General features: G+C 40.3%; 24 protein-coding genes. 15 read left to right on the top strand and 9 right to left on the bottom strand.

Features of this window, described 5'->3' with window-relative positions:
- Together ACT3RM_RS09870 and ACT3RM_RS09865 are read left to right on the top strand one after the other, a co-directional pair.
- Positions 1-750 (top strand): gluconate 2-dehydrogenase subunit 3 family protein (locus ACT3RM_RS09870; RefSeq protein WP_441835784.1); only part of this gene is annotated, 750 nt, incomplete at its 5' end.
- 81 nt (positions 751-831) lie between these two features.
- A complete protein-coding gene (locus ACT3RM_RS09865; protein ID WP_441835785.1) occupies positions 832-1,698 on the top strand; it encodes a sugar phosphate isomerase/epimerase family protein in 867 nt (288 codons plus the stop codon).
- Positions 1,699-1,739: 41 nt separating this feature from the next.
- On the opposite strand, the gene rnd is transcribed toward ACT3RM_RS09865, so the two are convergent.
- The 3 genes from rnd to ACT3RM_RS09850 form a co-directional block, all read right to left on the bottom strand.
- Positions 1,740-2,870, bottom strand: coding sequence for a ribonuclease D (gene rnd, locus ACT3RM_RS09860; protein WP_441835786.1), 1,131 nt, complete (start codon positions 2,868-2,870; stop codon positions 1,740-1,742).
- 40 nt (positions 2,871-2,910) lie between these two features.
- On the bottom strand, positions 2,911-4,572 hold the full coding sequence (gene fadD, locus ACT3RM_RS09855; protein ID WP_441992887.1) for a long-chain-fatty-acid--CoA ligase FadD: 1,662 nt from the start codon (positions 4,570-4,572) through the stop codon (positions 2,911-2,913).
- A 122-nt stretch (positions 4,573-4,694) separates the two neighbouring features.
- Positions 4,695-5,546, bottom strand: a complete 852-nt coding sequence (locus ACT3RM_RS09850) for an alpha/beta fold hydrolase (RefSeq protein ID WP_441835503.1) — start codon at positions 5,544-5,546, stop codon at positions 4,695-4,697.
- Between the two features lie 100 nt (positions 5,547-5,646).
- Here ACT3RM_RS09850 and ACT3RM_RS09845 point away from each other — a divergent pair, with 100 nt between their 5' ends.
- Entirely contained in the window at positions 5,647-6,936 is a 1,290-nt protein-coding gene (locus ACT3RM_RS09845; protein WP_441835502.1) for an alkaline phosphatase, read from the top strand.
- Here ACT3RM_RS09845 and ACT3RM_RS09840 read toward each other — a convergent pair.
- From ACT3RM_RS09840 to ACT3RM_RS09825, 4 genes are all read right to left on the bottom strand, one after another.
- The gene (locus ACT3RM_RS09840) at positions 6,933-8,957 is read right to left on the bottom strand and encodes an EAL domain-containing protein (RefSeq protein ID WP_441835501.1); all 2,025 of its coding nucleotides are present in this window, start codon (positions 8,955-8,957) and stop codon (positions 6,933-6,935) included. The two genes, ACT3RM_RS09845 and ACT3RM_RS09840, sit on opposite strands and share 4 nt — an antisense overlap.
- Positions 8,958-9,053: 96 nt before the next feature.
- Positions 9,054-9,377: a hypothetical protein gene (locus ACT3RM_RS09835; protein ID WP_441835500.1), complete on the bottom strand. Its 324-nt coding sequence runs from the start codon at positions 9,375-9,377 to the stop codon at positions 9,054-9,056.
- Between the two features lie 81 nt (positions 9,378-9,458).
- On the bottom strand, positions 9,459-10,151 hold the full coding sequence (gene tsaB, locus ACT3RM_RS09830) for a tRNA (adenosine(37)-N6)-threonylcarbamoyltransferase complex dimerization subunit type 1 TsaB (protein ID WP_441835499.1): 693 nt from the start codon (positions 10,149-10,151) through the stop codon (positions 9,459-9,461).
- Positions 10,152-10,162: 11 nt separating this feature from the next.
- Entirely contained in the window at positions 10,163-12,079 is a 1,917-nt protein-coding gene (locus ACT3RM_RS09825) for an ATP-dependent DNA helicase (protein ID WP_441835498.1), read from the bottom strand.
- A gap of 185 nt (positions 12,080-12,264) precedes the next feature.
- Here ACT3RM_RS09825 and ACT3RM_RS09820 point away from each other — a divergent pair, with 185 nt between their 5' ends.
- Together ACT3RM_RS09820 and ACT3RM_RS09815 are read left to right on the top strand one after the other, a co-directional pair.
- Positions 12,265-13,548 (top strand): cation:proton antiporter, encoded by a 1,284-nt coding sequence (locus ACT3RM_RS09820; protein ID WP_441835497.1) that lies wholly within the window; start codon positions 12,265-12,267, stop codon positions 13,546-13,548.
- Between the two features lie 274 nt (positions 13,549-13,822).
- Positions 13,823-15,679, top strand: a complete 1,857-nt coding sequence (locus ACT3RM_RS09815) for an FTR1 family protein (protein ID WP_441835504.1) — start codon at positions 13,823-13,825, stop codon at positions 15,677-15,679.
- A gap of 83 nt (positions 15,680-15,762) precedes the next feature.
- On the opposite strand, the gene ACT3RM_RS09810 is transcribed toward ACT3RM_RS09815, so the two are convergent.
- Complete coding sequence (locus ACT3RM_RS09810; RefSeq protein ID WP_441835496.1) at positions 15,763-15,978, bottom strand: hypothetical protein; 216 nt, start codon at positions 15,976-15,978, stop codon at positions 15,763-15,765.
- Positions 15,979-16,408: 430 nt separating this feature from the next.
- On the opposite strand from ACT3RM_RS09810, the gene hisG reads away from it, so the two are divergent.
- Genes hisG through hisIE form a run of 8 tightly spaced genes read left to right on the top strand, consistent with a single transcriptional unit; the run spans position 16,409 to position 23,473 of the window.
- Complete coding sequence (gene hisG, locus ACT3RM_RS09805) at positions 16,409-17,308, top strand: ATP phosphoribosyltransferase (RefSeq protein WP_441835495.1); 900 nt, start codon at positions 16,409-16,411, stop codon at positions 17,306-17,308.
- Positions 17,309-17,312: 4 nt separating this feature from the next.
- Positions 17,313-18,614, top strand: coding sequence for a histidinol dehydrogenase (hisD, locus tag ACT3RM_RS09800; protein ID WP_441835494.1), 1,302 nt, complete (start codon positions 17,313-17,315; stop codon positions 18,612-18,614).
- Positions 18,604-19,689, top strand: coding sequence for a histidinol-phosphate transaminase (gene hisC, locus ACT3RM_RS09795; RefSeq protein ID WP_441835493.1), 1,086 nt, complete (start codon positions 18,604-18,606; stop codon positions 19,687-19,689). The genes hisD and hisC overlap by 11 nt, the downstream gene beginning before the upstream one ends.
- On the top strand, positions 19,686-20,747 hold the full coding sequence (hisB, locus tag ACT3RM_RS09790; protein WP_441835492.1) for a bifunctional histidinol-phosphatase/imidazoleglycerol-phosphate dehydratase HisB: 1,062 nt from the start codon (positions 19,686-19,688) through the stop codon (positions 20,745-20,747). The genes hisC and hisB overlap by 4 nt, the downstream gene beginning before the upstream one ends.
- The gene (gene hisH / locus ACT3RM_RS09785; protein WP_441835491.1) at positions 20,744-21,346 is read left to right on the top strand and encodes an imidazole glycerol phosphate synthase subunit HisH; all 603 of its coding nucleotides are present in this window, start codon (positions 20,744-20,746) and stop codon (positions 21,344-21,346) included. Before hisB ends, hisH begins: the two co-directional genes overlap by 4 nt.
- 26 nt (positions 21,347-21,372) lie before the next feature.
- Complete coding sequence (locus ACT3RM_RS09780; protein ID WP_392344816.1) at positions 21,373-22,107, top strand: 1-(5-phosphoribosyl)-5-[(5-phosphoribosylamino)methylideneamino] imidazole-4-carboxamide isomerase; 735 nt, start codon at positions 21,373-21,375, stop codon at positions 22,105-22,107.
- Entirely contained in the window at positions 22,089-22,868 is a 780-nt protein-coding gene (hisF, locus tag ACT3RM_RS09775) for an imidazole glycerol phosphate synthase subunit HisF (RefSeq protein WP_064664967.1), read from the top strand. The genes ACT3RM_RS09780 and hisF overlap by 19 nt, the downstream gene beginning before the upstream one ends.
- On the top strand, positions 22,859-23,473 hold the full coding sequence (gene hisIE, locus ACT3RM_RS09770; RefSeq protein WP_192542085.1) for a bifunctional phosphoribosyl-AMP cyclohydrolase/phosphoribosyl-ATP diphosphatase HisIE: 615 nt from the start codon (positions 22,859-22,861) through the stop codon (positions 23,471-23,473). Before hisF ends, hisIE begins: the two co-directional genes overlap by 10 nt.
- A 55-nt stretch (positions 23,474-23,528) precedes the next feature.
- Here hisIE and ACT3RM_RS09765 read toward each other — a convergent pair whose 3' ends face one another.
- Positions 23,529-23,771 carry a hypothetical protein gene (locus tag ACT3RM_RS09765; protein WP_225736651.1) on the bottom strand — a complete coding sequence of 81 codons (243 nt, stop codon included), beginning with the start codon at positions 23,769-23,771 and terminating at the stop codon, positions 23,529-23,531.
- Between the two features lie 114 nt (positions 23,772-23,885).
- Between ACT3RM_RS09765 and tnpA the strand changes: the two genes are divergently transcribed.
- Positions 23,886-24,182: an IS66 family insertion sequence element accessory protein TnpA gene (gene tnpA / locus ACT3RM_RS09760; RefSeq protein WP_441835490.1), complete on the top strand. Its 297-nt coding sequence runs from the start codon at positions 23,886-23,888 to the stop codon at positions 24,180-24,182.
- Positions 24,182-24,385 (top strand): IS66 family insertion sequence element accessory protein TnpB (gene tnpB, locus ACT3RM_RS09755; RefSeq protein WP_444511365.1); only part of this gene is annotated, 204 nt, incomplete at its 3' end. The genes tnpA and tnpB, both read left to right, overlap by 1 nt.

The following is a 24,385-nucleotide window of genomic DNA, read 5'->3' as shown; positions in this document are numbered from 1 at the left end:
ATGAATACTAACGATCGCATGGATTCATATAAGTATATTTCAGGCATGACACGCCGCGAATCTCTTAAATGGCTAGGTCTACTTGCTGCAGGTTCAACTATCGGTTTAACGGCCGGTTGCACTAAGATGCTTGATGATACGCCGACAAGTTCAGGGCATTGGCCAGATATTGAAATTGCCCCTATTAGCGAAAAAGGGTATGGAACAGATCCAAACTTGCTTATTCCTCCAACATCACCTTGGCCATTAACGTTAACTCAAGCACAGCTAAATTTAGTTGCTATATTATGTGATCATTTGATACCAAAAGAGGGCAATACTCCCAGTGCATCACAACTTAAGGTCCCCAGTGTTATTGATGAATGGGTGAGTGCGCCATATAACGTACAACAAAAGGATCGCGTTACTATTTTGCATGCTCTCGCTTGGATTGATGATGAATCAAAGATCCGTTTTGATAACCCCTACTCAAACCTTAATACCGCACAGCAACACGCTATACTTGATGACATAGCCTATTTAAATAGCACCACGCCAGAACAATTCCAACGTATTAGCAAAGCGTTTAATCGCTTTAAAGAGTTAGTACTGGCAGCCTTCTTTTGCACCCCTGAAGGCTGTAAAGATATTGGGTATCTTGGCAACGTACCTATTGCAGGTGATTACCCGGGCCCCTCAAATGAAGCAAAAGCACATTTAGATAGCGTACTAGCAGAGTTAGGCTTAGCTGAATATGCTTATACAGATTAAAGATACAAGTGTAACTTCCGTTTTTTAGTTAACCCAGACCAAAGCTGGGAATGTTCCCTGCTTATTTATAGGTGTTTTATAATGATTAATAAAAAGTTTTTTTTCGTTTATTACTGCATAGGTTTATTGATTATAAGCCTTTTACAGTCTATGCCGCTGCAGGCTAAAAATAATACTTTACCAGTGAGTGTTCAGCTTTGGTCTGTGAAAGACGCATTGAAGCAAGATTTTGATGGCACTATTGCATCATTAGCTGATATGGGGTTTAGCGGCGTAGAATTTGCGGGTGATTTTGGCCCATACTCAGATAATCCAAGCAGCTTAAAAGCAAAACTTGCAAGCCTAAACTTAGTAGCAAGCAGTGCTCATATTGGCTTTGATGCACTAACTGAGGAAACGATAACTGATACGCTATTGTTTTATAAAACACTTGGCATAGATATGTTATTTGTTCCTTGGGATGAACGTGCCTGGCATCCAAAAGGCATAAAATTATTAACACAACAATTAACCAAAGTTAATGAGGTAGCTCAAAAATATGACATGTCTATCTGTTTTCATAATCATAACCGAGAGTTCGAGAGTTTTAACGAAGCTACATACTGGGACACTATTGCTAGCAATACCCCTAAAAATCTACCACTACAACTGGATATTGGTTGGGTCTATTATGCAGGCAAAGACCCTCTTTACTACATAACTAAATATCCTGGTAGAACAATAACAACACATTTAAAAGTACGGACTCACGAAGGAGGTGGTTTAAGTCCAATATTTGGTGAAAATGATTATCCTTGGCAAACAATAATCAAGTCTTTGCTGATTGACGGAGGGGTTGAGTGGCTCGTGATTGAACAAGAAGAGTACCCTCAAGGACTTACACCTTTACAAAGTGTTGCAAAATCAAAAGCTAATTTAGATAATATTCTTGCTGCTATGAATAAATAATAAAGCTAAGAACTCGGCTGAGACAACCGAGTTCAAGTTAATTACACATCCCACTCCTGTAGTGCTATTTTTAGATAAGCATATCGCCATGAACTCAGTAAATCAGGCTTAAGAGTTTGCATACGCTGATCAAAGCTTAGTTTCCAGTTCCAGCTTATCAATTGGTTTATCTGCTTTTTAGACGCAAGTACATCCTCTGGGATCCCCTGCTCTTTAGCTACTTTAGTAACTTTTTGTTTAATCTCTTTCGCCACTTTTTTATAGCCTGGAAAATCAATAAGGCGCTTTAACTGCTCAGGGTGTTCACTAGGTGCAAGCTCTTGAGCAGCGACAATACATTTTAAAATCTCAACGCCTGAGCGGTTAACTTCTATGGCCTCTACATCTGGAATTTGACGCATAGCATTTAAACTTGAGGGTTTTCGCTTCGCTATTTCAACCATATTGTGCTCTTTTAACACAAAGTTTAAGGCTAAATTTTTACGAATCGCTTTTTCTTTTCGCCACGCAGCAAGCTCTTTAAGTACCGCTAAATCATAAGGGCTTAACTGCCATGCATTTTTTATATCTTTATAAAGTAGTTTATGAGGTATTTGATAGGCGCGTTTTTTAGCAATGAGTTCGCTCTCATTAATAACTATATCAAAAAAACCTGCTTGTTGAATTTTCTCACTTATAAGGGTGTAACACGGCAGTAAGTGAAATACATCAGCCGCGGCATAGTCAAGCTGCTTAGGAGTCAGTGGTCGCTGCAACCAATTAGTACGAGATTCACTTTTATCTATTTCAATATTTAGTAATGCTTTTACCATATGAGCAAAGCCCATACAGTTGCCATGGCCAAGTACTTGTAGCGCAAACTGTGTATCAAATAATGGGGTAGGTACAAAACCCGCACATTTTTGAAATACTTCGATGTCTTCTGAAGGTGAGTGAAGTATTTTTAGCGTATCGGGGTTTTTGAGAGCTTGCCAAAAGTCGCTTAATAAAAGATCTGCAAGTGGATCGATAAGCGCTAAATGCTCACCATCATAAACTTGAATTAATGCGACTTCAGGAAATAAGGTACGCCGACGCATAAACTCAGTGTCGATTGCCAGTATCGGTTTATTTTTAATTTGCTCAACAAACTCATTAAGTTGGCTTTGCGTTTCGATTACTTGATATTGCACTTACACTCCTCATAAAAAAACCGGCTATTGCCGGCTTTTCTTATTTTGTTTCGTCCTTTAAGGCTCTTCTGAGAATTTTACCAACATTAGTTTTTGGTAACTCATCCCTAAACTCAACCAGTTTAGGTACCTTATAATTAGTCAAATTATCACGACAGTGCTTTATTATATCTTGTTCAGTTAAAGATTTGTCTTTTTTCACAACAAAAACTTTAACTTGTTCACCGCTGATATCATGAGGAACACCAATTGCGGCTACTTCTAGCACGTCGTCGTGCATGGCAACTACTTCTTCAATCTCATTTGGGAATACATTAAAGCCAGACACAATAATCATGTCTTTTTTACGGTCGACAATATAAAAGAAACCTTCATCGTCATAAGTGGCGATATCGCCAGTGGCAAACCAGCCATCTTGTAAACATTCGGCAGTTGCATCAGGACGGTTATAATAACCAACCATAACTTGTGGGCCTTTGACCCAAAGCTCTCCTGGTTCACCTTTTGCCGCTTCTTCACCATTTTCTAGCATTAATTTCAGTTCGGTGCTAGGTGCAGCTAAACCAATAGAACCATTATAGGCTTCTAAGTCATACGGGCTAATAGTGACCAGTGGCGAACATTCTGTTAAACCGTAGCCTTCCATTAATTTTGTTTGAGTTGTTTTATGCCACTTTTCAGCAACCGGTCGTTGTACAGCCATACCGCCACCTAAAGACAATTTAAGATGACTAAAATCAAGTTCAGCAAACCCTGGTGTATTTAATAACCCATTAAACAAGGTATTTACACCAGTAACAGCAGTGAAATTATGCTGACTTAACTCTTTAACAAACCCCGGCATATCACGCGGATTCGTAATTAATAAATTAAGGCCGCCGTACTTCATAAATGTTAGGCAATTAGCCGTGAGTGCAAATATATGATAAAGCGGCAACGCTGTAACAACCACTTCTTTACCGCGCTCGAGTACATTATCTAAACAGCCGGAGACCTGTTCAAGGTTACCGACCATATTACCGTGAGAAAGCATTGCCCCTTTAGATACACCGGTTGTCCCTCCTGTGTATTGTAAAAAAGCCAGATCAGTTAAGTTAATTTCAGGTTTAGTGTAGCCGTTTTCATTAGCGGCTAATATTTCACTAAATTTGATTGGATTCGGTAAGTTATAAGCTGGCACCATTTTTTTAATGTACTTTACAACAAAATTGACGAGATGCTTTTTAACCCCCCCAACCATGTCACCTACTTGTGTAACCACAATATTTTTAATATTGGTTTTAGGTAATGCTTTTTCTAGGGTGTCAGCAAAGTTAGCTAAAATAAAGATAGTTGATGCTTCAGAGTCATTGAGCTGATGTTCAAGCTCACGCACAGTATAAAGAGGGTTAACATTCACCACTACACAACCCGCGCGCAAAATGCCTAAAATAGAGACAGGAGTTTGCAACAAATTAGGCATCATCACGGCAACTTTGTCGCCTTTTTTAAGCCCTAGATCATTTTGAAGGTAACTCGCAACACGTTTAGTTGCCGTATCGACTTCATCATAAGTTAGGATTTTTCCCATATTTGTAAATGCAGGTAAATTTTTGTAATCATTAAAGCTTTTCTCAAACACTTCGAGTAACGAATTGTAGTGCTCAGGATCGATTGTTTCAGGCATACCCTCTGGGTAGCGCTTAAGCCAGATTTTTTCCACTCTTAGCTCCTGTATTATAATTTATTTTTATTCCACCTTAATTCTGCAAAATTAAAGCACATTATCAATTGAGCAAATACTCTAATTAGGCAAATATTCCCACATTTAACACAAATATACAATTAACTTGAGCTATTTTGCAGTATAAATGCATGAATATGCTCTAAACATGCATCAGGGCTTTGCATATGGCAATGATGCCCACCCGCTATTTCTACAATTTTTAATTGTTTGTAATGTATAGCATATCTATCCAAGTTTTGGCGAACAAATAAATAACCCTGCTGACCTAAAATAACTTGAGTTGGCACCGTTAAATTTTTTATAGCAGTGATACACTGCGCTTCATCGAAACGAAAACCAGAATGTATTTTTAGTTTGGGATCGCAGCTTATTTGCCAACCTGAGTCAGTTTTTATGCTATTTCTTTTCATCAGCAACTCAACTAATTCAATGGGTAAATCGCTAACTAATGCTCTAGCCCTAACTATACTTTGTTGGTCTGTGTAGTGGCGAGGAGATTTTAGATTCGCTTTATTACGGTTAAGAATTGCCTTACGAAGCTGCTCAACTACCTCTGATTCTGGTGTTGTAACCATCCCACCCGCTTCGATAAGGGTGACTGACTTTACCTTTTCAGGGAAACAACTGGCAAATAACCCTGCCGCCATTGCGCCCATTGAATGCCCTACTAGATGTACCTTTTTATAGTTAAGTGACTCTATTAAATTATAAATATCGTCTACATAATCAATAAAGTAATAATGTGCATCAGGGCTTCGCCAGTCAGATTTACCATGACCGGGGAAATCAACACAATACCACTTTTGCTGTAGGGGCTTATCTTTTAGTAACGGGATGAAACTATGGCAGTTGTCGAGCCAGCCATGTAATGCAATTACAATTTCATTACTACTTCCAAAGGTCAGCCCTTGTAAGGTTAGGCCCGCTGTTTGTACTGAAAAAGATTGCAAGCAGCCACTCCTCTATGTTTTGTGTATTTCTAACGAAAAAGTCATTTATTTATCATACAGGGGGTATACAATAACACCACTATACAAAGAGGGTACAAAGATGAAAAAACAATTAAGCCTATTAGCGCTATTATGTTCAACAACTACGTTCGCTGAGTCCGCACCAAAAAATATTATTTATATGATTGGTGATGGTATGGGCCCTGCTTATACGACGGCATATCGTTATTTTAAAGACGATCCTAATACGAAAGAAATTGAAAATACAGTATTTGATACCATGCTAACGGGCATGGCACACACTTACCCAGACGATCATACTTACGTTACGGACAGCGCAGCAGGCGCCACAGCGCTTAGTTCAGGGCATAAGAGTTATAATGGTGCCATTGCGGTCGATACAGATAAAAAACCTTTAAAAACGATGTTAGAAATAGCAAAAGAAAAAGGCATGATCACCGCATTGGTTGCGACCTCACAAATTAACCATGCTACACCGGCCAGCTTCGCTTCACACAATGAGTCCCGCCGTAATTATGACGAAATTGCCGATGATTACATTGATAATAAAATTGCAGGAAAATTACCTGTCGACTTAATGCTTGGTGGCGGTACAAAGTACTACATTCGCGATGATCGCAATTTAGTTGCTGAGTTTAAACAAGCAGGCTATCAGTACAGTGACAATATAAAGGCCCTCAAAGATATAACACAAATCCCTGCCATTGGTTTGTATGCTCCGGTAGGCTTACCTTATGCACTTGATGAAAACCCTACCCGCCTCGCTGACATGACTGACAAAGCATTATCACTGTTGGATAAAAATAAGCAAACTGGCTTTTTTGCGATGATCGAAGGCAGCCAAATCGACTGGTGCGGCCATGCCAACGATATTGCTTGTGCAATGGCTGAAATGGATGACTTTGCCAAATCTATTGAGCTGGTAAAAGCGTATGTTGATAATAACCCTAATACATTACTAGTGGTTACAGCCGATCACTCTACTGGAGGCTTAACACTGGGTGCTAATGGCCAATATAAGTGGCAAACAGATGTAATTAAGGGTGTTAAAGCAACGGCCGGTAAACTAACAACGTTATTATTAGCATCAGATGATATGGCTGCAGTGTGGAATGAATACACCAGTATTGATTACAGTGCTGAAAACAAAATTAAACTTGAGCAAGCCAAAAAGATGGGTGAAGATGCCCTTGAGATTGCCATCAAGGATATTATTAGCCGTGCAAGCTTTACCGGTTGGACAACCGGTGGTCATACCGCAATTGATGTACAGGTTTTTGCGTATGGTGCTAAAAGCAGTGAGTTTGTTGGCTCACAGAATAATACTGATATTGCCAATAAACTAATCGATTATATTCAAAAGCGTTAAGTTTTACTGGTCAATTGAGACAAAGCAGTCTCAAACGGTAATGCTTTATTATATAAAAAGCCCTGTGCAGAGTGTATCTGGGCTTTTTTTACAACCTCTTCGTGTAACTCACTTTCAACCCCTTCAGCTACTATTTCAAAGCCTAATTGCGCACAGATACTCGCTAGTTGTTGATACAGTAATGCCGCTTTGCTATTACCCACTTCTGGTAGCAAACTGCGATCAAGCTTAATTGTATTGATATTTAATTTAGACAGTACTGATAAACACGAGTAGCCTGTGCCAAAATCATCCATTGCACAATTAATTTTATGGCTATTGAGCTTATCAACCATGGCAATAGTGGCATCAAAATCCTCAATATAGCTTGATTCAAGTATTTCAACTTCTACTTGATCAGGAAAGCGCGAAAACGCGTTAATAATACGCTTGTAACCACCAGCTAATAAGTTTTGTGGTGAAATATTAAAACTGATGTTTGGGTGTAAATCGAGCTTCGCAAAATGCGCCAAATCAACCTCTAACTGATCAATCACAAAGGTGTCTATAATGTGCATTAGGTTATGCTGTTCAAGGATTGCTAAAAACCAAGGGCCATCTACCTTACCATTTTTATGAATGAGCCTTAGTAGAGCCTCAAAGCCGATCACTTGTTGTGTATGCGGGTCTATTTTAGGTTGATAATAAAGCGCTAAAGCTCCTTTATTTAATGCATCAGTCACATCTTTAAGGCTATTTTGTTTAATATGTTGCGTTGAATGTGAAATTGCAAAAGCGTGCTCTGCATGCTCTTCGATTCTACGTCCTGCGCCGTATCTTTTTATCAACATATCAAGCGCTTTACCAGTAATATTGTGTCGTTTATTTGCTAATACGAAAGGGTAATATACCAAAACGTTGAGTGCAATTAGAGCAATTTGTAACAATACACCACTGATACTATGAGTGATCATCCAACCGCTTAAAATAACCGGCGTGAACCATGGGATCTCACCACTGTTGGAAATGACAATATAGCCATGTTCAATTAATTGGTACGAAATAAACCCATTTAAGATCGGTGAAAGTAAAAATGGTATTAAGAAATAAGGATTAAATACAATGGGTAAGGCATAGATCATCACTTCACTGATGTTAAAAACAGCCAGCGGTGCTGAAATTTTAGCAATGCTACGCTCGTGCTCAGCCTCTTTTAAAAAACAGCACGCGATAATAAGTCCCCATAAACAACCTGTGCCACCTAATAACACAAACACACTAAAAAAGTGATAACTTGACAGCCCAGCTAAGACTTCATATTCAGTAAAACTAGCGGGCGCAAGTATATGGTAAGTATTATCGCCATGGACGCCAAAAAACCAGAGTATGTGAGCACTGATCATCTGCAAACTCAGCTTATCAAACGTGCTCGCCTGTTCAGTAAATAAAGCAGCAAACGTATGCGCTAAATAACGGCCAAACTCACTAATATAGGGAATAACTAATAATGTAATTGAACTGACAATAAGATACGGAAAAATTAAATTTAAATGCTTTCGTAAAAACAAACTAATAGAGCTAATAGCGACTAACTTAAGAGCTTTGATCTCACTAAATATATGCAATAAATAACAGCAGAAAATAGGCATTAAAATGCTATATAGTACCCCCGCCTTATTATCTATATGAATCCCTGTTTGATCTGAATAAACATAACCTGTAGTGGCGCAAAAACAGGTGATCACTAAAACTGGGCCTGCAATAGTATGCAGCTTAAGGTTTTTGGATAAATAGTAGCTAAACGAAATGAGCGTGATCAGCGGAAAAAGCGCCCACACTAATAAGTTAAAACTATTCAAAAAGTTATGGTTGCCACCTTTATCCGCAATATTAAACCATTGATTCAACAGCGTAATGACCGAAGCGACAATAAAAAAAGGGATTAAAGCAATATACCCTTCACGTAAGGATAAAATCAGTGTATTTGACGACAGCCTAACCGCGCCTTTATTGAATAAATCAAATAGTTGAGGAATTTTCACAGTCTTATTTATTATTTTTTTATTTACAATACCTAATTGAGGGAACTATACAACTAAAAGTTGGACATATTAGACAAAAGTATTTAAATGCTGATTTTATGCGTAAATATCAACACCAATAAGCGACTGTACATCGGCTCTTCGCTCAAGATTGGCAAACTCTGTATAAGTCGAAATTGCTTTACTGATGCGTGCTGAGGGCTGATCGTAAATAGTATTTTGATAGGTTTTGGAGGAGTGCAAGCTCAACTGTTTAGCAAGCTCAACACCTGATTGAGACGATTTAACATATTCTTTAGAAGCAGAATTAGGTGTAACTTTTTCAGGCGCATTAGTTAACGCATCGCTAAGGTTGTGTTTAGCGACACGATTTGTGGGTATACCCGCAGAATAAAAACCTGAACCTATTGGTAAAGTCACAGACTATCCTATTAATGCAATTAGGTTAATTATGAAACAAAAACTATGAGCATGCAAACCACTTTTTACAATAAAAAATAGCTACTCTTTACCAGGTAGTTTTTTCCAAGTTACCGTGTCGCGTACGTATTTAGGCTGTGCATTTGCTGCATCAACCGTATCACCGCAAGTAAATGCATGTTGTACTATGCCAAGCATGTATCGCGCGTCAGGGAGGGTAATACTTTGCTCACAAGTGATACTTTTAATATTAGCTACACTGTCAGGGTACGTTTGCCAACCCGTACCAACCGCCGTGGCAGTTATACTTGGTAAGGTAAGTAATTCAGGCTTTATGACTTGCTCAGCTGAGACTAACGCCATGATCCCCTGCTCGTTTTTTTCATAATGAGCAAAGTATATTTCTCCCATTCTTGCATCTATCGCCGACAAAACGTCATTGGCACCGGTTTGCTGATTGGCTTGAGTTGCTAACATTTGTAAAGTAGAAACACCGACCAACGGAAGTTTAGTCGCGTATGCTAGGCCTTGTGCTATAGCAACACTTATTCGCACACCCGTGAAGCTGCCCGGCCCTTGACCAAAGCCGATAACGTCTAAATCAACAAGTTTACACTGCGCTTTACTTAGCAATTCATCAATTAAAGGTAAAATCTTTTGGCTGTGTTGTTGTGGGCATTCTTCAAAATGAAAAAATGATTGGCCCTGATAATGAAGCGCTAAAGACAAAGCTTCAGTTGAAGCATCGATCGCCAATATATTATTTTTTATCATTACTTAATTACCTAATTGATCTGTTCTAAAAATTGAGTTGCCAATGCTAAATTTCTGGTTCGCTGCATAGGAGGTAAACTCTTTAAAAATACTTGGCCGTATTGGCGTGTGACTAAACGATTGTCACAAATCACCAATACACCTTTGTCTTTGCTATCTCGAATAAGTCGCCCCACTCCTTGTTTAAGCGCTATAACTGCTTGCGGCAACTGAATATGTGCAAATGGGTCTTTACCTTGTCGCTGGCAATCTTGCATTTTTGCCTGTAATAATGGGTCATCCGGCGCGGCGAAAGGCAGTTTATCAATAATAACACAGCTGAGCGTGCTGCCTCTAACATCTACACCCTCCCAAAAAGAGGCCGTTCCCAATAATACGGCATTGCCATGGCGGGTAAATTTTTCAAGTATAATACGCTTAGACATTTGTCCTTGCATATAGACTGGGTAGTCTATCTGAGTGGTTAACCCCTCAGCCACTAAATGCATCATCCGGTAGCTTGTAAATAGCACAAAACAGCGCCCTTTAGCCGCTTTTATTAAATCAAGCGTCAGCTTAATAATAGCATGAGGCATAGTTGCACCATGTGACTCAGGTAAGTAACGGGGTAAACACAATAATGCTTGTTTTTCATAGTCAAATGGACTGTCAACAATCATACTTTTACTCGGTGTTAAACCAAGGCTTGCATTGAAGTGAGCAAGATCGTTATCAACAGACAAGGTGGCAGATGTAAAAACAAAACCTGCACCACTGTCTTTCATCATTTGCGCAAATTTTGCTGATACATTTAGTGGCGTAATATTCACTGTTAAGTATCGCCTGGTCGTCTCGTACCAATAACTAAATCCCGTTTGTGCGGTATCAAATACACGTTCTAATTGCCCTTTAAAGGCAAGCGTGCGCTCAAAAGGGTGCTCAATTTTATCTGTACGGTCTAAGCAGAGCTTTAGTACTTGATATAAAAAGTCCAAATCACTAATCACCCGGTGAAGCGCCGCGCATATTGCTTTATCGGCAAGCTTTTCTCGCCAATCACCACGACTGCCATCAACGCCAAATTGTAAGCGTAAATCAGCGACACTGGTTTCCAACTTATTAAGTGTTTTACCTAGTTGGAGCATATCGGGAATATCAGCGCGATATATTGCGCGTAAATCATTAATTAAATCCACCAGCTTTTTGGTACTTATACTCTCACCAAAATAGTCGCTCGCAATTTCACTGAGTTGATGAGCTTCATCAAAAATATACGCATCACTAGTGGGCATCAGTTCAGCAAAACCAGATTCTTTAACCGCCATATCTGCAAAGAATAAATGATGATTGATCACCACTATATCTGCTTCTGCGGCATTTAAACGCGCTTTACGAATATAACAATCTTGAAAATCAGGGCATTCTTTCCCTAAACAATTATCTGTGGTTGAGCTGACATAAGGCAATACTTTGGCGTCTTCTTCAATACCAATACAGTCGGATAAATCACCAGAGCGGGTTTCGCTGGCAAACTTGGCAACCATGGCAAGTTGATGCATTACGTCTGAGTCATCAGTGGGCACATGTGCAACATGTTGGCTTAATCGATAAGTACATAAGTAATTGCTACGCCCTTTTAATAAAGCCACTTTCTTGGTGGCTTTTAGTGCATTAACTAGTTGGGGTAAGTCGCGGTGGAATAATTGTTCTTGTAGTGCCTTTGAGCCGGTAGAAATAACCGTTTTACCCTTTGATTTTAGCGCAGGAGCCAAATAAGCATAGGTTTTACCGGTGCCAGTTCCAGCTTCAACCACCAACTGCTGGCTATTTTTAAGCGCATCATTAACTGCAACCGCCATATCAATTTGGGGTTGTCTTGGCGTATAGCCATCTAACGAAAGCGCAAGCGGCCCTGCGTCACTAAAAAGTTGTTTGATAAACACTGTCACTACTAAAAAATTATAGCGGGATTTTACGTAACCGATGAGTTCAGAGCAAGTAAAGATAAAATGCTGTCGATTTATAATCTAATAAAATATGCAGATAGCCTGTGACAAGTAAAATTTACAGGAGTAACATACGCAGCCGTAAACTTACCTCTTCTTACGCACCCGATACAAATTAAGGTCAAACAATGAATGCTTGGTATCTCATTTGTTTTTTATCAGCTTTAGCTATTTTTATAGCTTTTGCGAATCAATTTATCCTAAAAATGCAAACAACCATTGCGATAACAACAGGCTCGGTGGTTATTTCGTTAGTATTAATTCTTAGTGTAAAACTGCTCGGAGATAAGACAGCACTTGATATGACCAATATTGTATCGGGTATCAACTTTAATCAGTTACTTCTCAAAGGTATGCTTGGCTTTTTACTGTTTGCAGGCGCCCTTGAAATTAACTTAGCTGCACTTCGAAAACAACGCTTTGAAATCACCGCGATGGTTTTATTTTCGACCCTCGCATCTACTTTTATCGTTGGTTATTTGAGTTTTTATTTATTCGCACTTTTAGGCTGGCCGGTGCCGTTTATATATTGCTTGCTGTTTGGAGCGCTAATAAGCCCAACAGATCCTATAGCAGTGCTTGCTATAATAAAACAAATGAACGCTCCTGAAGGAATCTCAGTACAAGTAGAGGGAGAGTCATTATTTAACGACGGAATAGGCTTAGTGATATTCACCACTATATTTTCGGTGGCATTTTATGGCACGCAAGCGAACGTCAAAGATGTGGCTGAATTATTTCTTGTTGATGCTGTAGGCGGCATCGCATTTGGTTTAGTGATTGCAATGATTGGCCATTATTTGGTTATTAATTGCCGAGATAAAAATATTCGCCTGTTGCTCACTTTAACGATTCCAACGGCAGGGTTTGCCGCTGCCAATATGTGGGATATTTCAGGGGCGCTTGCGATGGTTACTAGTGGTATATTACTAGGTAATATTACCCGCACCAAGGCCACCGAACGTACAGGGCCTGATGACACCCGTTATGTTAAAGACTTTTGGCATGCAACTGACAGCTTTTTAAATGCCCTACTATTTTTAATAATTGGTATGCTTATCGTCACAATGCCAGTCACGCTTAGTGAAATTGGCTTAGGTCTGTTGATGATACCAGTGGTGTTATTGGCACGATTCATTAGCATAGGGACACCTTTTATATTTTTTAAAAAATTTAAAACTTACGACAAGCACAGTGTTAAAATTTTAACCTGGGGTGGCTTACGCGGTGGTCTTGCATTAGCCATGGCTGCAGCAATCCCACACGGTGAAGTTATGATTGGTGGCTCAGATTTACATAACCTACTCGTTATTATTACTTATGTGGTGGTTATATTTTCCATTATTGTGCAGGGCTTAACTATTTCACCGCTCATTCAAAGCAGTATCAAGTCAGTAGAGCAGACTCAATAATTAGAGTTTAAGTAATAACTAATGAAGCCAGGCTTTAACTTCATTAGTTGTTACTTAAATGCTGCAAAAACATTTTAAATATTTTACTCATTGTTATGTTTTTCACCAATTCCTTCGCTTTGCTTTAATATGCTTGAAATGCAAATGAAAACAATTATAATTTTTTACTTTTCCTTTGCAGGGCTTTTCAATGTCCATTAATAATTCTCATGTATTTTTTAACTTTGTATCTGTAAGCAAGCGTCAGTTTAATTTCATCTTTGTGTTTTTTATTATGTTGATTGCAAGCTTTAGCATTTCTGCCTCCCCTATTCAACAAACAAAAATAAAGCAAATTGCACAACTGGCTGAGTACATCGGTGTTGATTACGTTGCTGCTGTAGGCAATGGTGAAATACTTGATTCAGACGAATATCAAGAAATGACTGAGTTTTCACATGTCATTATTGAACAAGCGGATCAACTCTCAAGCCAAACAAATGAATTCGATACAGTAAAAGTACAAGCAAAAGCCTTATATACAGCCATTGCTAATAAAGCAAGTGTTGAAGATGTGCGTATTGCAAGCTCTGCACTGCGTGAATCATTACTTATCTTTATGCCGCAACTATCTTTGCCAGCATCGTTACTACCTGTTAAGCAAACAAAAGCTCTTTTTTCTCAAAACTGCTCTACGTGCCATGGCCTAAGCGGGCAAGGAAACGGACCACTTGCTAAAAATTTAACCCCTAAACCTACTGATTTTACTGATGCAGACAGAGCAACTAATCGGTCATTGATGGGGTTATTTGATGCAGTATCAAGCGGTATCAACGATACCCCCATGGTTGCTTTTACACAGCTTAGCGAACAGCAACGTTGGTCTTTGGCTTTTTATGTAGGTAGTTTGGCATTCAAAGATATTCAAAAACCACAAGGTGCGAAGCAGGATATTACAGCTTCACAAATTATAAACCTTAACCCTGCGCAACTATCAGCCGGTAAAAATGCCACTCAAGCACATTATGTACAGTGGCTACGTGGTAATCCAGAGCAATTATTCACCGGCAGAAAAGATTCTATTACCGTCACTCGCACACAGTTGCTTGCTGCCCAAGCAGCCCATGCGAAAGGGAATTACTCACAAGCGAGTGATTTAGCTATTAGCGCCTACCTAGATGGTTTTGAGCTTATTGAGAACAACTTAAATGCTTACGACGAAGCACTGCGTAAAAATATCGAAGTACAACTGATGGATCTACGACAAACATTAAAAAACGAAAAAGATACCGCCATTGTTGCCGAGAAAATAAATGCCGCTCTTTCCCAACTCGCAATAGCTGATGGCATGTTAAGCAAGACCAAGCTAACTGACGGTGCGCTGCTTTCAGCCAGTTTAGTTATATTGTTACGTGAAGGGTTAGAAGCATTATTAGTTATTATTGCGCTTATGACTGTGCTTATTAAAACTAAACGCAAGGATGCGCTTAAATATATACATGTAGGTTGGATAACAGCACTCATTGCCGGTGGTTTAACATGGGCTGCAGCACAAACATTAATTGAAATAAGCGGCGCCAGTCGCGAAGTAATGGAAGGCGCTGGAGCATTATTCGCAGCAGTCACTTTACTTTATGTTGGTGTATGGATGCACAATAAAACAAGTGCAAAGCAATGGCAAAAATACATACAAGACAATGTAAACAAGCGCCTCGAATCAGGCACTTTATGGGGATTAGCAGGGCTTTCGTTTATTGCCGTATACCGTGAAGTGTTTGAAACAGTATTGTTTTATCAATCACTATTAACACAAAGCTCGCCTAGCCAGTACTCATCTATTGCATCAGGCTTTACTATAGGCATAGCAATATTGGCTATTATCACGTGGGGGTTAATTAAATATTCTATTAAATTACCTGTTACGAAGTTTTTTGCAATTACCACTTACTTATTGTTTGCACTTGCATTTGTGCTTATGGGCAAAGCTGTTATAGCACTGCAAGAAGCCGATATAATCAGTATTACATCATTACCTGTTAGTTTTGATATTACATGGCTTGGTATAAAATCGACTTGGCAAGGTGCGATAGCCCAAGTATGCGTACTTGCTATATTTAGCTTTTACATTGTTAAAGGTAAAAACCAAAAATAAACTAAAAACTTTGATAAGAAGGCCCTTTTAGGGTCTTTTTTTTTATATTTTTTATTTTACTAAGAAATATTATGCCCATGTATCTAAGTGTAGGCTTTCACCATCTGGATCAGTTGTTTTTTTAGTTTGTTCTTCTTGGTTCGTAAGCTTTTGCTTTTTTGTAACTCACGCTTTTTTTTGTTTTCTTGCTCTACTTTTTTAGCTGCCGAGCCACTTTGCATACCAGCACTATGGAACACACGTTTAGGCTCAATGGTAAAATGTGTTATCCGCCTAAAATAAGGGATCATCATATCCATAAAAACCTCCTTATAAAAATATAAAAGCTAGCTAAATTTACCGGTTATAATTGGTTAGGCTACAGAATAGACATTAAAACAGTTAAAATTAGCAATTTACTCTAAATATTATCGACAGTTATAATATATACTTTAATTAAGCGAAAAAAAACTTGCCTAAGCAAGGTTGTTTATGTTTTTATAAGTACGAAATTTATTGAAACACATTAACGCTTAACGCTAACTAAATAGCGGTGAGCAAAATAGGATCTAAAATGCGCTTAAACCTGACAACAGTACATCATCACCATTCACCGGAATAACCTGTCAGGTCTTTCGCTGAGAGGTTATTCCTAAAAGGAACCTCTGGCGAATCAATTCATAATGATTCATTTTCGCCCTGAGGTTCCCTCGGGGTTTTTAGTTTTTAAATTAAAGGAAAATGAATAAAATGAGTAATAGCAACCGTCTACGTATCGCCATCCAAAAAGGTGGCCGCCTTTCTAAAGATTGCCAAGATTTATTAAAACAATTAGGTGTGAAACTTAACTTACGCGAGCAGCGCTTAATCGCCCACTCGACCAATATGCCCATTGATGTTTTGCGTGTGCGCGATGACGATATTCCAGGTCTTGTAATGGACGGTGTGTGTGACTTAGGTATCGTTGGCGAAAATGTACTTGTCGAAGTACAAGCAGAACGTGAGCGCCAAGGCGTACCAAGCGAAGTTACTAAGCTATCCAAACTTGATTTTGGCTTTTGTCGTTTAGCACTTGCATGGCCATCAGAGCTTGGCAAACAAGAAAAAAGCTGGTTTGAAGGTAAACGTATTGCCACCACCTACCCTGAAATTTTAAGTCAATACCTAAAACGCGAAGGCATAAATGCAAGCACTGTAATGCTTACAGGCTCTGTAGAAGTTGCTCCGCGCGCAGGACTTGCTGATGCCATTTGTGATTTAGTTTCAACTGGTGCCACTCTTGAAGCTAACGGCCTTATGCAAGGTGATACTATTTTAGAGTCAAACGCTTGTCTAATTCAAAATAAAGACTTGCAAGATACTGATAAATTAGCCCTTATAAACAAGCTTATGCCGCGCTTACGTGGTGTTAAGCAAGCCAAAGAAAGCAAGTATATTATGCTTCACGCGCCAAAAGATAAGCTTGATGAAATTTGCGATATTTTACCCGGTTCAGGCCAACCTACTGTATTAGATCTTGCAGGCTCTGATGAATATGTAGCCCTTCACATGGTCAGCAGTGAAACTTTATTTTGGGAAACGATGGAGCAATTAAAAGCGTTAGGCGCAAACTCTATCCTGGTGATGCCAATTGAAAAAATGATGGAGTAATTTGATGTTGCGCTGGAATGAGGCTTCCACAGACGCACAAGCAGCGGCGCTAATGCGCCCTGCTGTCAGTGCCAGTCAAGAAGTAAAAGAGATTTGCCAAATGATTATGGCAAATGTAAAAGAGCAAGGCGATAGCGCCTTACTCGATATGGCTAAGCAATATGATAACCGCGAAAACCCACGTTTATTAGTGCCAACTAATGAGATTAATAATGCTGAGCAACAACTCAGTAACGAACTTAAGTATGCTATCGATACAGCCTACGCTAATGTAAAACGCTTTCACCAAGCACAGTTACCTAAAGACATTAAGCTATCAACTCAGCCAGGTGTGCTCTGCGAGCTTAAGTATCAAGCTATTGAAGCGGTTGGTATTTATGTACCCGGTGGTAGTGCTCCGTTGCCCTCATCAGTCATTATGCAAGGAGTCCTTGCACAGCTAAGTGGTGCAAGCACAGTCGTTCTAGCAACGCCTGTACAAGGCGATTTACCTATTGATCCAGCAATTTTATATGCGGCTAAACTATGCGGTATCAAAACAATTGTAGAAAGTGGCGGCGCAGGTGCCATCGCCGCAATGGCTTATGGTACAGATTTAATACCCAAGGTTAATAAAATCTTTGGTCCTGGTAATAGCTTTGTCACTATGGCTAAGCAACTCGTTGCACAAACAGTTCCTGGTATGGCCATTGATATGCCTGCAGGCCCATCAGAGGTATTAGTAATAGCCGATGAACGTGCAAAACCAGAGTTTATTGCAGCTGATTTACTATCACAAGCTGAGCATGGCGGCGATTCGCAAGTGATATTACTAAGTAATAGTGAACTTATCATTACGCGTACTGAACAAGCTATTGAGCGCCAACTTGCTAAACTAAATCGCCAAGATATTGCTGCAAAAGCACTGGCTAATTCATCATTAATTTTGGTTAACTCAATTGATCAAGCATTTGACGTCTCGGCGCAATACGGTCCTGAACACTTAATACTGCAACTTGCAGATGCCAACCCTTATTTAGGCAAAGTAAAAAATGCCGGCTCGGTATTTGTAGGCGATTACACACCTGAATCTGCTGGTGATTATGCTTCGGGTACCAACCATGTTTTACCTACTTATGGTTACAGCGCAACTTACTCAAGCTTAAACTTACTTGATTTTTTCCGTACTTATACAGTGCAAACCATTACTCAGAATGGTTTGAAGAACTTATCAAAAGCAATATTACCACTTGCGGAAGCGGAAGGACTTGATGCCCACGCAAATGCCGTAAAAATACGTTTAGAGGCAATGAACAATGAGCAATAACCCATTATTACCTGCTAATATCAATGCACTAGCAGCGTATAGCTCTGCCAAAAGCGAAAAACTCACCGGCACAACGTGGTTAAACGCCAACGAAAGCCCGTACGTTAAAAGCCTCGATATCAGTGTTGCTGATTTAAATCGCTACCCTGATCCGCAGCCTTTTAGCGTGATCAACCGTTATGCTGACTATGCTGGCTTAACCGCAGATCAAATATTAATGACTCGCGGCGCTGATGAAGGAATTGAGCTACTAGTACGCACTTATTGTCAGCCTACTTCAGACAGCATTGCATTATTTTTACCGACCTACGGTATGTATAAAGTCACAGCGGATACCCACAACGTGGCAATTAATGATTTAAGCCAAGCACTGTTAATTGATGGCTCGGTTGATGAAATTATTACAGCAGTGGGTCACAGCAAGCTCGTGTTTATTTGCAACCCAAATAACCCAACTGGCAGCTTAACACCACTTGATAAAATCAAAGCAATCGCCACAGCCCTTGCCGGTAAAGCATTGGTTATTGTTGATGAAGCTTATATTGAATTTTGCCCAGAGCAAAGCGCAAGTGCACTCATAAATGAATTTGCCAATATTGTAGTACTACGCACACTATCTAAAGCCTTTGCGTTAGCTGGCCTGCGTACAGGCTTTACGCTTGCACAGTCGTCGGTACTTGCACCAATCCGAAAAGTGATTGCGCCGTATCCGGTATCTACCGTAGTTGCAAGTATTGCAGCGAGCGCTCTAAGCCCTGATGCTATCACCTCAATGCGCCGCCAAGTGGCCATTTTAAATGCCTTAAAAGAAAAGCTAAAGCAATGGCTGGAATCGTCATCTGCGGTATTAAAGGTATTGAGCGGTGAAGGTAACTTTGTAACGCTAAAACTAACTAACAAAAACAGTTTTAATATTGCCCTTAAGCAAGGCCTAGTAATGCGTGCATTTACCCTATACGGTGAAAACGATTGGCTGCGAATTTCAATTGGTAGCGAACAAGAATTAGAACAAGTAAAAATATGGTTGGATGACTTAGACCAATCAACCACGCATAAACAGCAGGAAATATCATGAGCAACCCATATTTATTTATCGACCGTGACGGCACCATCATCGCTGAACCCGTTACAGACAAACAAGTCGACAGTCTAGAAAAATTAGAGTTTTTACCAAACGTGATCCCTGCACTATTACAATTACAAGGTGCTGGCTATCGTTTAGTCATGGTGTCCAATCAAGATGGACTAGGTACTGACAGTTTTCCAACAGCCGACTTTGATATTGCCCAAGATAAAATGATGAATATTTTATCAAGCCAAGGCATTAAGTTTGATGACGTATTAATTTGCCCGCACTTTGATGAACAGAACTGTGATTGCCGTAAACCTAAAACAGGCTTACTCACTGAGCTTATGCGCTCTGGTAACGTGGACTTAGGCCGCTCGTTTGTAATTGGCGACCGCCACACTGATATTGGCCTTGCACAAAATTTATGTTGCGAAGGGATCTTGTATGAAGGTGATTGGAACGCAATTGTCACCAAGCTTACCACTGCCGACCGTAAAGGCCGTATTACCCGAAATACCAAAGAAACCCAAATTGATGTAAAAGTTAATTTAGATCAAACCAAAAACGGTGAGATAAGCACCGGCCTTGGCTTTTTTGATCATATGCTTGATCAAATACGCACCCATGCCAATATAGGTCTTGATATTCAAGCCTGTGGCGATTTACATATCGATGAGCACCATTTAGTAGAAGATATTGGCATCGCACTTGGCCTAGCTCTAAAAGAAGCGCTTGGGACTAAATCGCAAATAGCTCGCTACGGATTTGCCCTGCCGATGGATGAATGTAAAGCCGAAGCGCAAATTGACTTATCAGGGCGGGCCTCTTTCGTTCTTAATGCTAACTTTAGCCGTGAAAAAGCCGGTGACCTAGACGTACAAATGGTTGAACACTTTTTCAAAAGCTTGAGTGACAACGCTGCAATCAGCCTCATATTATCGGTAAGTGATGGTAATTGCCATCACCAAGTAGAGGGTTTATTTAAAGCCTTTTCTCGCGCTTTACGTATGGCCGTCGCAGCGGATGCAAGCCAACAAACGGCTAGTTCTAAGGGATGCTTATGATTGCTATAATTAATACTGGGTGCGCTAATATAAATTCAGTTCGTTTTGCGTTTGAACGTCTGGGCGAAACACCTGAGGTTATTACCTCACCAGAGCAACTTAAAAACTTTGAACGCGCAATTTTACCTGGCGTTGGGCACGCATCAGTTGCCATGAAGCGCTTAGTTGAAGGTGGCTGGCAGGAGGCCATTAATGAGTACCAGCGCCCGCTTATGGGAATTTGCTTAGGTATGCAGCTTTTGTGCGAAAGTACCGAAGAAGGAAACGCGCAAGGGAATATACAATGCCTAGGTAAAATCCCAGGACAAGTTAAAGCGCTGGATGTTGGCAATTTAACCTCGCCGCACATGGGCTGGAATAACCTGAACGTTAACCGTGCGCATGCGCTCACTAAAGGCCTTGATGTCAATGACCAAGTGTATTTTGTGCATAGCTTTGCTCATACCGTAAATGATGCCACCCTTGTGAGTGGCGAATACGGGCAAACCTTTTCAGCAATTGTTGCCAACGACAACTACGCAGGTATGCAATTTCACCCGGAGCGTAGTGCTAAAGTCGGCACACGGTTATTACAAAACTTTTTAGACTGGCAAGTTTAATCAACTATTAATAAAGAGAATTCAACGTGATTATTCCAGCATTAGATGTATTACAAAATCAAATCGTACGTTTATACCAAGGTAAGTACGACACAGCGCAGTTTTATCCCTTTGAACTTGGTGCACGATTACAAGAGTATGCACAAAGCGGCGCAGGTAAATTGCACTTGGTTGATTTAGAAGGTGCCCGCGATCCAAGCAAAAAGCAATGGCAACACATTCAAGCGGCCACCAAAGCACTTAATGTACCCTATCAAGTCGGTGGCGGTATTCGTACTGAGCAAGACGTAAGCGACTGGCTTAAAGCCGGTGCTAACCAAGTAGTAATTGGCTCTATGGCGGTTGAAAAACGCGATGAAGTAAAAAGCTGGATTGAAAAATTCGGTGCCAAGCACTTTGTAATCGCCCTAGATGTTAATAAAACCACAAGCGGCTGGGCCCCTGCTACCCACGGTTGGTTAAGTGAGTCTGAGTTTGGCTTATTTGAATTAGTCGATTTTTATGTGGCATTGGGCGTGATTGATTTTCTATGTACGGACATCAGTAAAGATGGCACCATGACCGGCCCCTCTTTCGCTCTGTACCAAGATTTAGCGAATCATAATGGCGACATTAAAGTGCAAGCATCTGGTGGCGTAAGCTCACTTGATGACATTAAAAAGCTTAAAGAGCTGGGCGTTGGCGGCGTTATTTTAGGTAAGTCACTGCTTGATGGCGCATTTAATGTTGAGGAGGCGTTAGCATGTTATCAAAACGTATAATCCCATGCTTAGATGTCAAAGACGGCCAAGTAGTGAAAGGCGTAAAATTTAAAGGTCACGAAATCGTTGGTGATATTTTAACGCTTGCGCAAGCTTACAGTGAAGCTGGCGCAGACGAATTGGTTTTTTATGAAATTAGCGCAAGCGTTGAAAAACGCCTACTCGATGTAAATTGGGTTGAGAGCATTGCCCGTCATATTGATATTCCATTTTGTGTTGCCGGTGGAATTAAATCAGTTGCTGATGCAGCGCGCGTACTTGAGCGTGGTGCGGATAAAATCAGTATTAACAGCCCTGCGATTGCGCGTCCTGAGCTTATTAAAGAGCTACATGATGAGTTTGGTAAGCAATGTGTAGTGGTCGGTATTGATAGCTTTTATGATGAAACAACTGGTGAATACCTAGTTTATCAGCTTACTGGCGATCCGAATGCATCAAGCCGCACCCGTTATAAAACCGAAGAGTGGGTAAAGCGAGTGCAAGACTTAGGTGCAGGAGAAATCGTACTCAACTGCATGAACCAAGATGGTGTGCGTAATGGTTACGATAACCAACAGCTATCTAAAATGCGTGCTTTGTGTGATATTCCCCTTATTGCCTCAGGTGGTGCTGGCACCATGCAAGATTTTGTCGATGTTTTTAAACAAAGCCACGTTGATGGTGCACTCGCAGCCAGCGTATTTCATAAAAATGTGATCAACATTGGCGAATTAAAACAATATTTAACCGATAACCAAGTGGCGGCGCGACTATGCAACTAACCAAACAAAACCTGACCCAAGTTGATTTTGCAAAAAGCGAATTGATCCCAGCTATCGTGCAAGATGCCCGAACCGGCGTTATTTTAATGCAAGGTTTTATGAACCAAGAATCACTTGAAGTCACCTTCGAAAAGCAAAAAGTGACCTTTTACTCCCGTTCAAAAAATCGTTTATGGACCAAAGGTGAAACCTCTGAGAATTACTTAGAAGTGGTGTCAGTACATACAGATTGTGACTATGACTCAATTTTAGTGCTTGCCAATCCACTTGGGCCAACGTGTCACTTGGGCACACAAAGTTGCTTTGGTGATGCTGCAAAACCTGCCTTAAGCTTCTTAGCCCAACTTGAACAGGTGATTATTGAACGTAAAAACGACGATCCAGAACAAAGCTACACTGCTTCTTTGTTTGCGAAAGACTTAAGCCGTAGCTGTCAAAAAGTCGGTGAAGAAGGTGTTGAGGTTGCCCTAGCTGCGATGAAACACGATAACGAAGAGTTGACTAATGAATCTGCTGATTTGCTATATCACCTAATCGTGTTACTACAGCGCCAAGGCTTAGAATTAAAAGACGTGGTTGCGTGTCTGCAAGGTCGTCATAAATAATATTTTGCGCGGCCCTGGTGCCGCGCTAAGTATTTTTTAGCTACTAAATTGTAGCTCAAGCTTTATCATCTAATGCTGCAAGTACATCACGGGTAAAATCATGTTCACTAAACCCTTGTTGGCCAGCAAGATCGTAACCTCGCCTAACTATGATCAATTGTTTACTCGGAATAATAACCAAATATTGACCACGATTACCCCGTGCAGCAATGGTGTCATTAGGTAACTGCGGAAAACGCTCATTATAAAGCCACCACTGTGCCCCATAACCGGGCGATTTAAGTGGTGGTTGTGCCATCGCTGGTGTACTTATGTAAGTTAGCCAATTACTTGTAAGCGTCTAGCAAAGTGCACCTGCCAGTAACTCGTCAAACCGATTAAACTATTTCTGAATTTCAATTAGGAGATAGCCATGAGAAAAATGCGTAGCCTTGAGCAGTGGCGCAACATTATCGAAGAACAACAAGCCAGCGATTTAACTATTACTGAGTTTTGCCAGCAACATGTTTTATCAAAAACAAGCTTTTATGCGGCACGAAGTAAGCTTACTGCTGCATCTGGTAGTTTTGTTCGCGCAAAAGTCACTAAACACGTTGATCCCACTGAACAGCAACAGCCGATCATTCTTGCTATCGGTAACGTGAAAGTCAGCTTGCCATCCACAATGCCTGCCACTTATCTGAGTCAACTGTTACGCGAGCTTGCCTAATGAAAATGTTCGTTGAACCCGATCATATTTACCTCTATCGCGATGCCGTGGATTTTCGAAAATCCATTGATGGTCTGGTCGCAATCGTTGAGGGTGAGCTTGAACGTGATGCCTATACTGGCGCTTTATTTTTATTTTGCAACAAAGCGAAGGATAAACTCAAGCTGGTTTACTGGGATAAAACGGGGTTTGCTTTGTGGTAC

Source organism: Pseudoalteromonas sp. AOP7-A1-14 (genome assembly GCF_052376275.1).
Lineage (GTDB): Bacteria > Pseudomonadota > Gammaproteobacteria > Enterobacterales > Alteromonadaceae > Pseudoalteromonas.
Note: the sequence above shows the minus strand (reverse complement) of the source record. Positions and strands in the feature narration are given on the sequence as shown.

Excerpts from the sequence above, each read along its gene's own strand:
- ACT3RM_RS09865 (WP_441835785.1), top strand. The coding sequence starts at position 832 with ATGATTAATAAAAAGTTTTTTTTCGTTTATTACTGCATAGGTTTATTG.
- ACT3RM_RS09845 (WP_441835502.1), top strand. The coding sequence starts at position 5,647 with ATGAAAAAACAATTAAGCCTATTAGCGCTATTATGTTCAACAACTACG.
- tsaB (WP_441835499.1), bottom strand. The coding sequence starts at position 10,151 with ATGATAAAAAATAATATATTGGCGATCGATGCTTCAACTGAAGCTTTG.
- ACT3RM_RS09820 (WP_441835497.1), top strand. The coding sequence starts at position 12,265 with ATGAATGCTTGGTATCTCATTTGTTTTTTATCAGCTTTAGCTATTTTT.
- ACT3RM_RS09815 (WP_441835504.1), top strand. The coding sequence starts at position 13,823 with ATGTTGATTGCAAGCTTTAGCATTTCTGCCTCCCCTATTCAACAAACA.
- ACT3RM_RS09810 (WP_441835496.1), bottom strand. The coding sequence starts at position 15,978 with ATGGATATGATGATCCCTTATTTTAGGCGGATAACACATTTTACCATT.
- hisG (WP_441835495.1), top strand. The coding sequence starts at position 16,409 with ATGAGTAATAGCAACCGTCTACGTATCGCCATCCAAAAAGGTGGCCGC.
- hisD (WP_441835494.1), top strand. The coding sequence starts at position 17,313 with ATGTTGCGCTGGAATGAGGCTTCCACAGACGCACAAGCAGCGGCGCTA.
- hisC (WP_441835493.1), top strand. The coding sequence starts at position 18,604 with ATGAGCAATAACCCATTATTACCTGCTAATATCAATGCACTAGCAGCG.
- hisB (WP_441835492.1), top strand. The coding sequence starts at position 19,686 with ATGAGCAACCCATATTTATTTATCGACCGTGACGGCACCATCATCGCT.
- hisH (WP_441835491.1), top strand. The coding sequence starts at position 20,744 with ATGATTGCTATAATTAATACTGGGTGCGCTAATATAAATTCAGTTCGT.
- hisF (WP_064664967.1), top strand. The coding sequence starts at position 22,089 with ATGTTATCAAAACGTATAATCCCATGCTTAGATGTCAAAGACGGCCAA.
- hisIE (WP_192542085.1), top strand. The coding sequence starts at position 22,859 with ATGCAACTAACCAAACAAAACCTGACCCAAGTTGATTTTGCAAAAAGC.
- ACT3RM_RS09765 (WP_225736651.1), bottom strand. The coding sequence starts at position 23,771 with ATGGCACAACCACCACTTAAATCGCCCGGTTATGGGGCACAGTGGTGG.
- tnpA (WP_441835490.1), top strand. The coding sequence starts at position 23,886 with ATGAGAAAAATGCGTAGCCTTGAGCAGTGGCGCAACATTATCGAAGAA.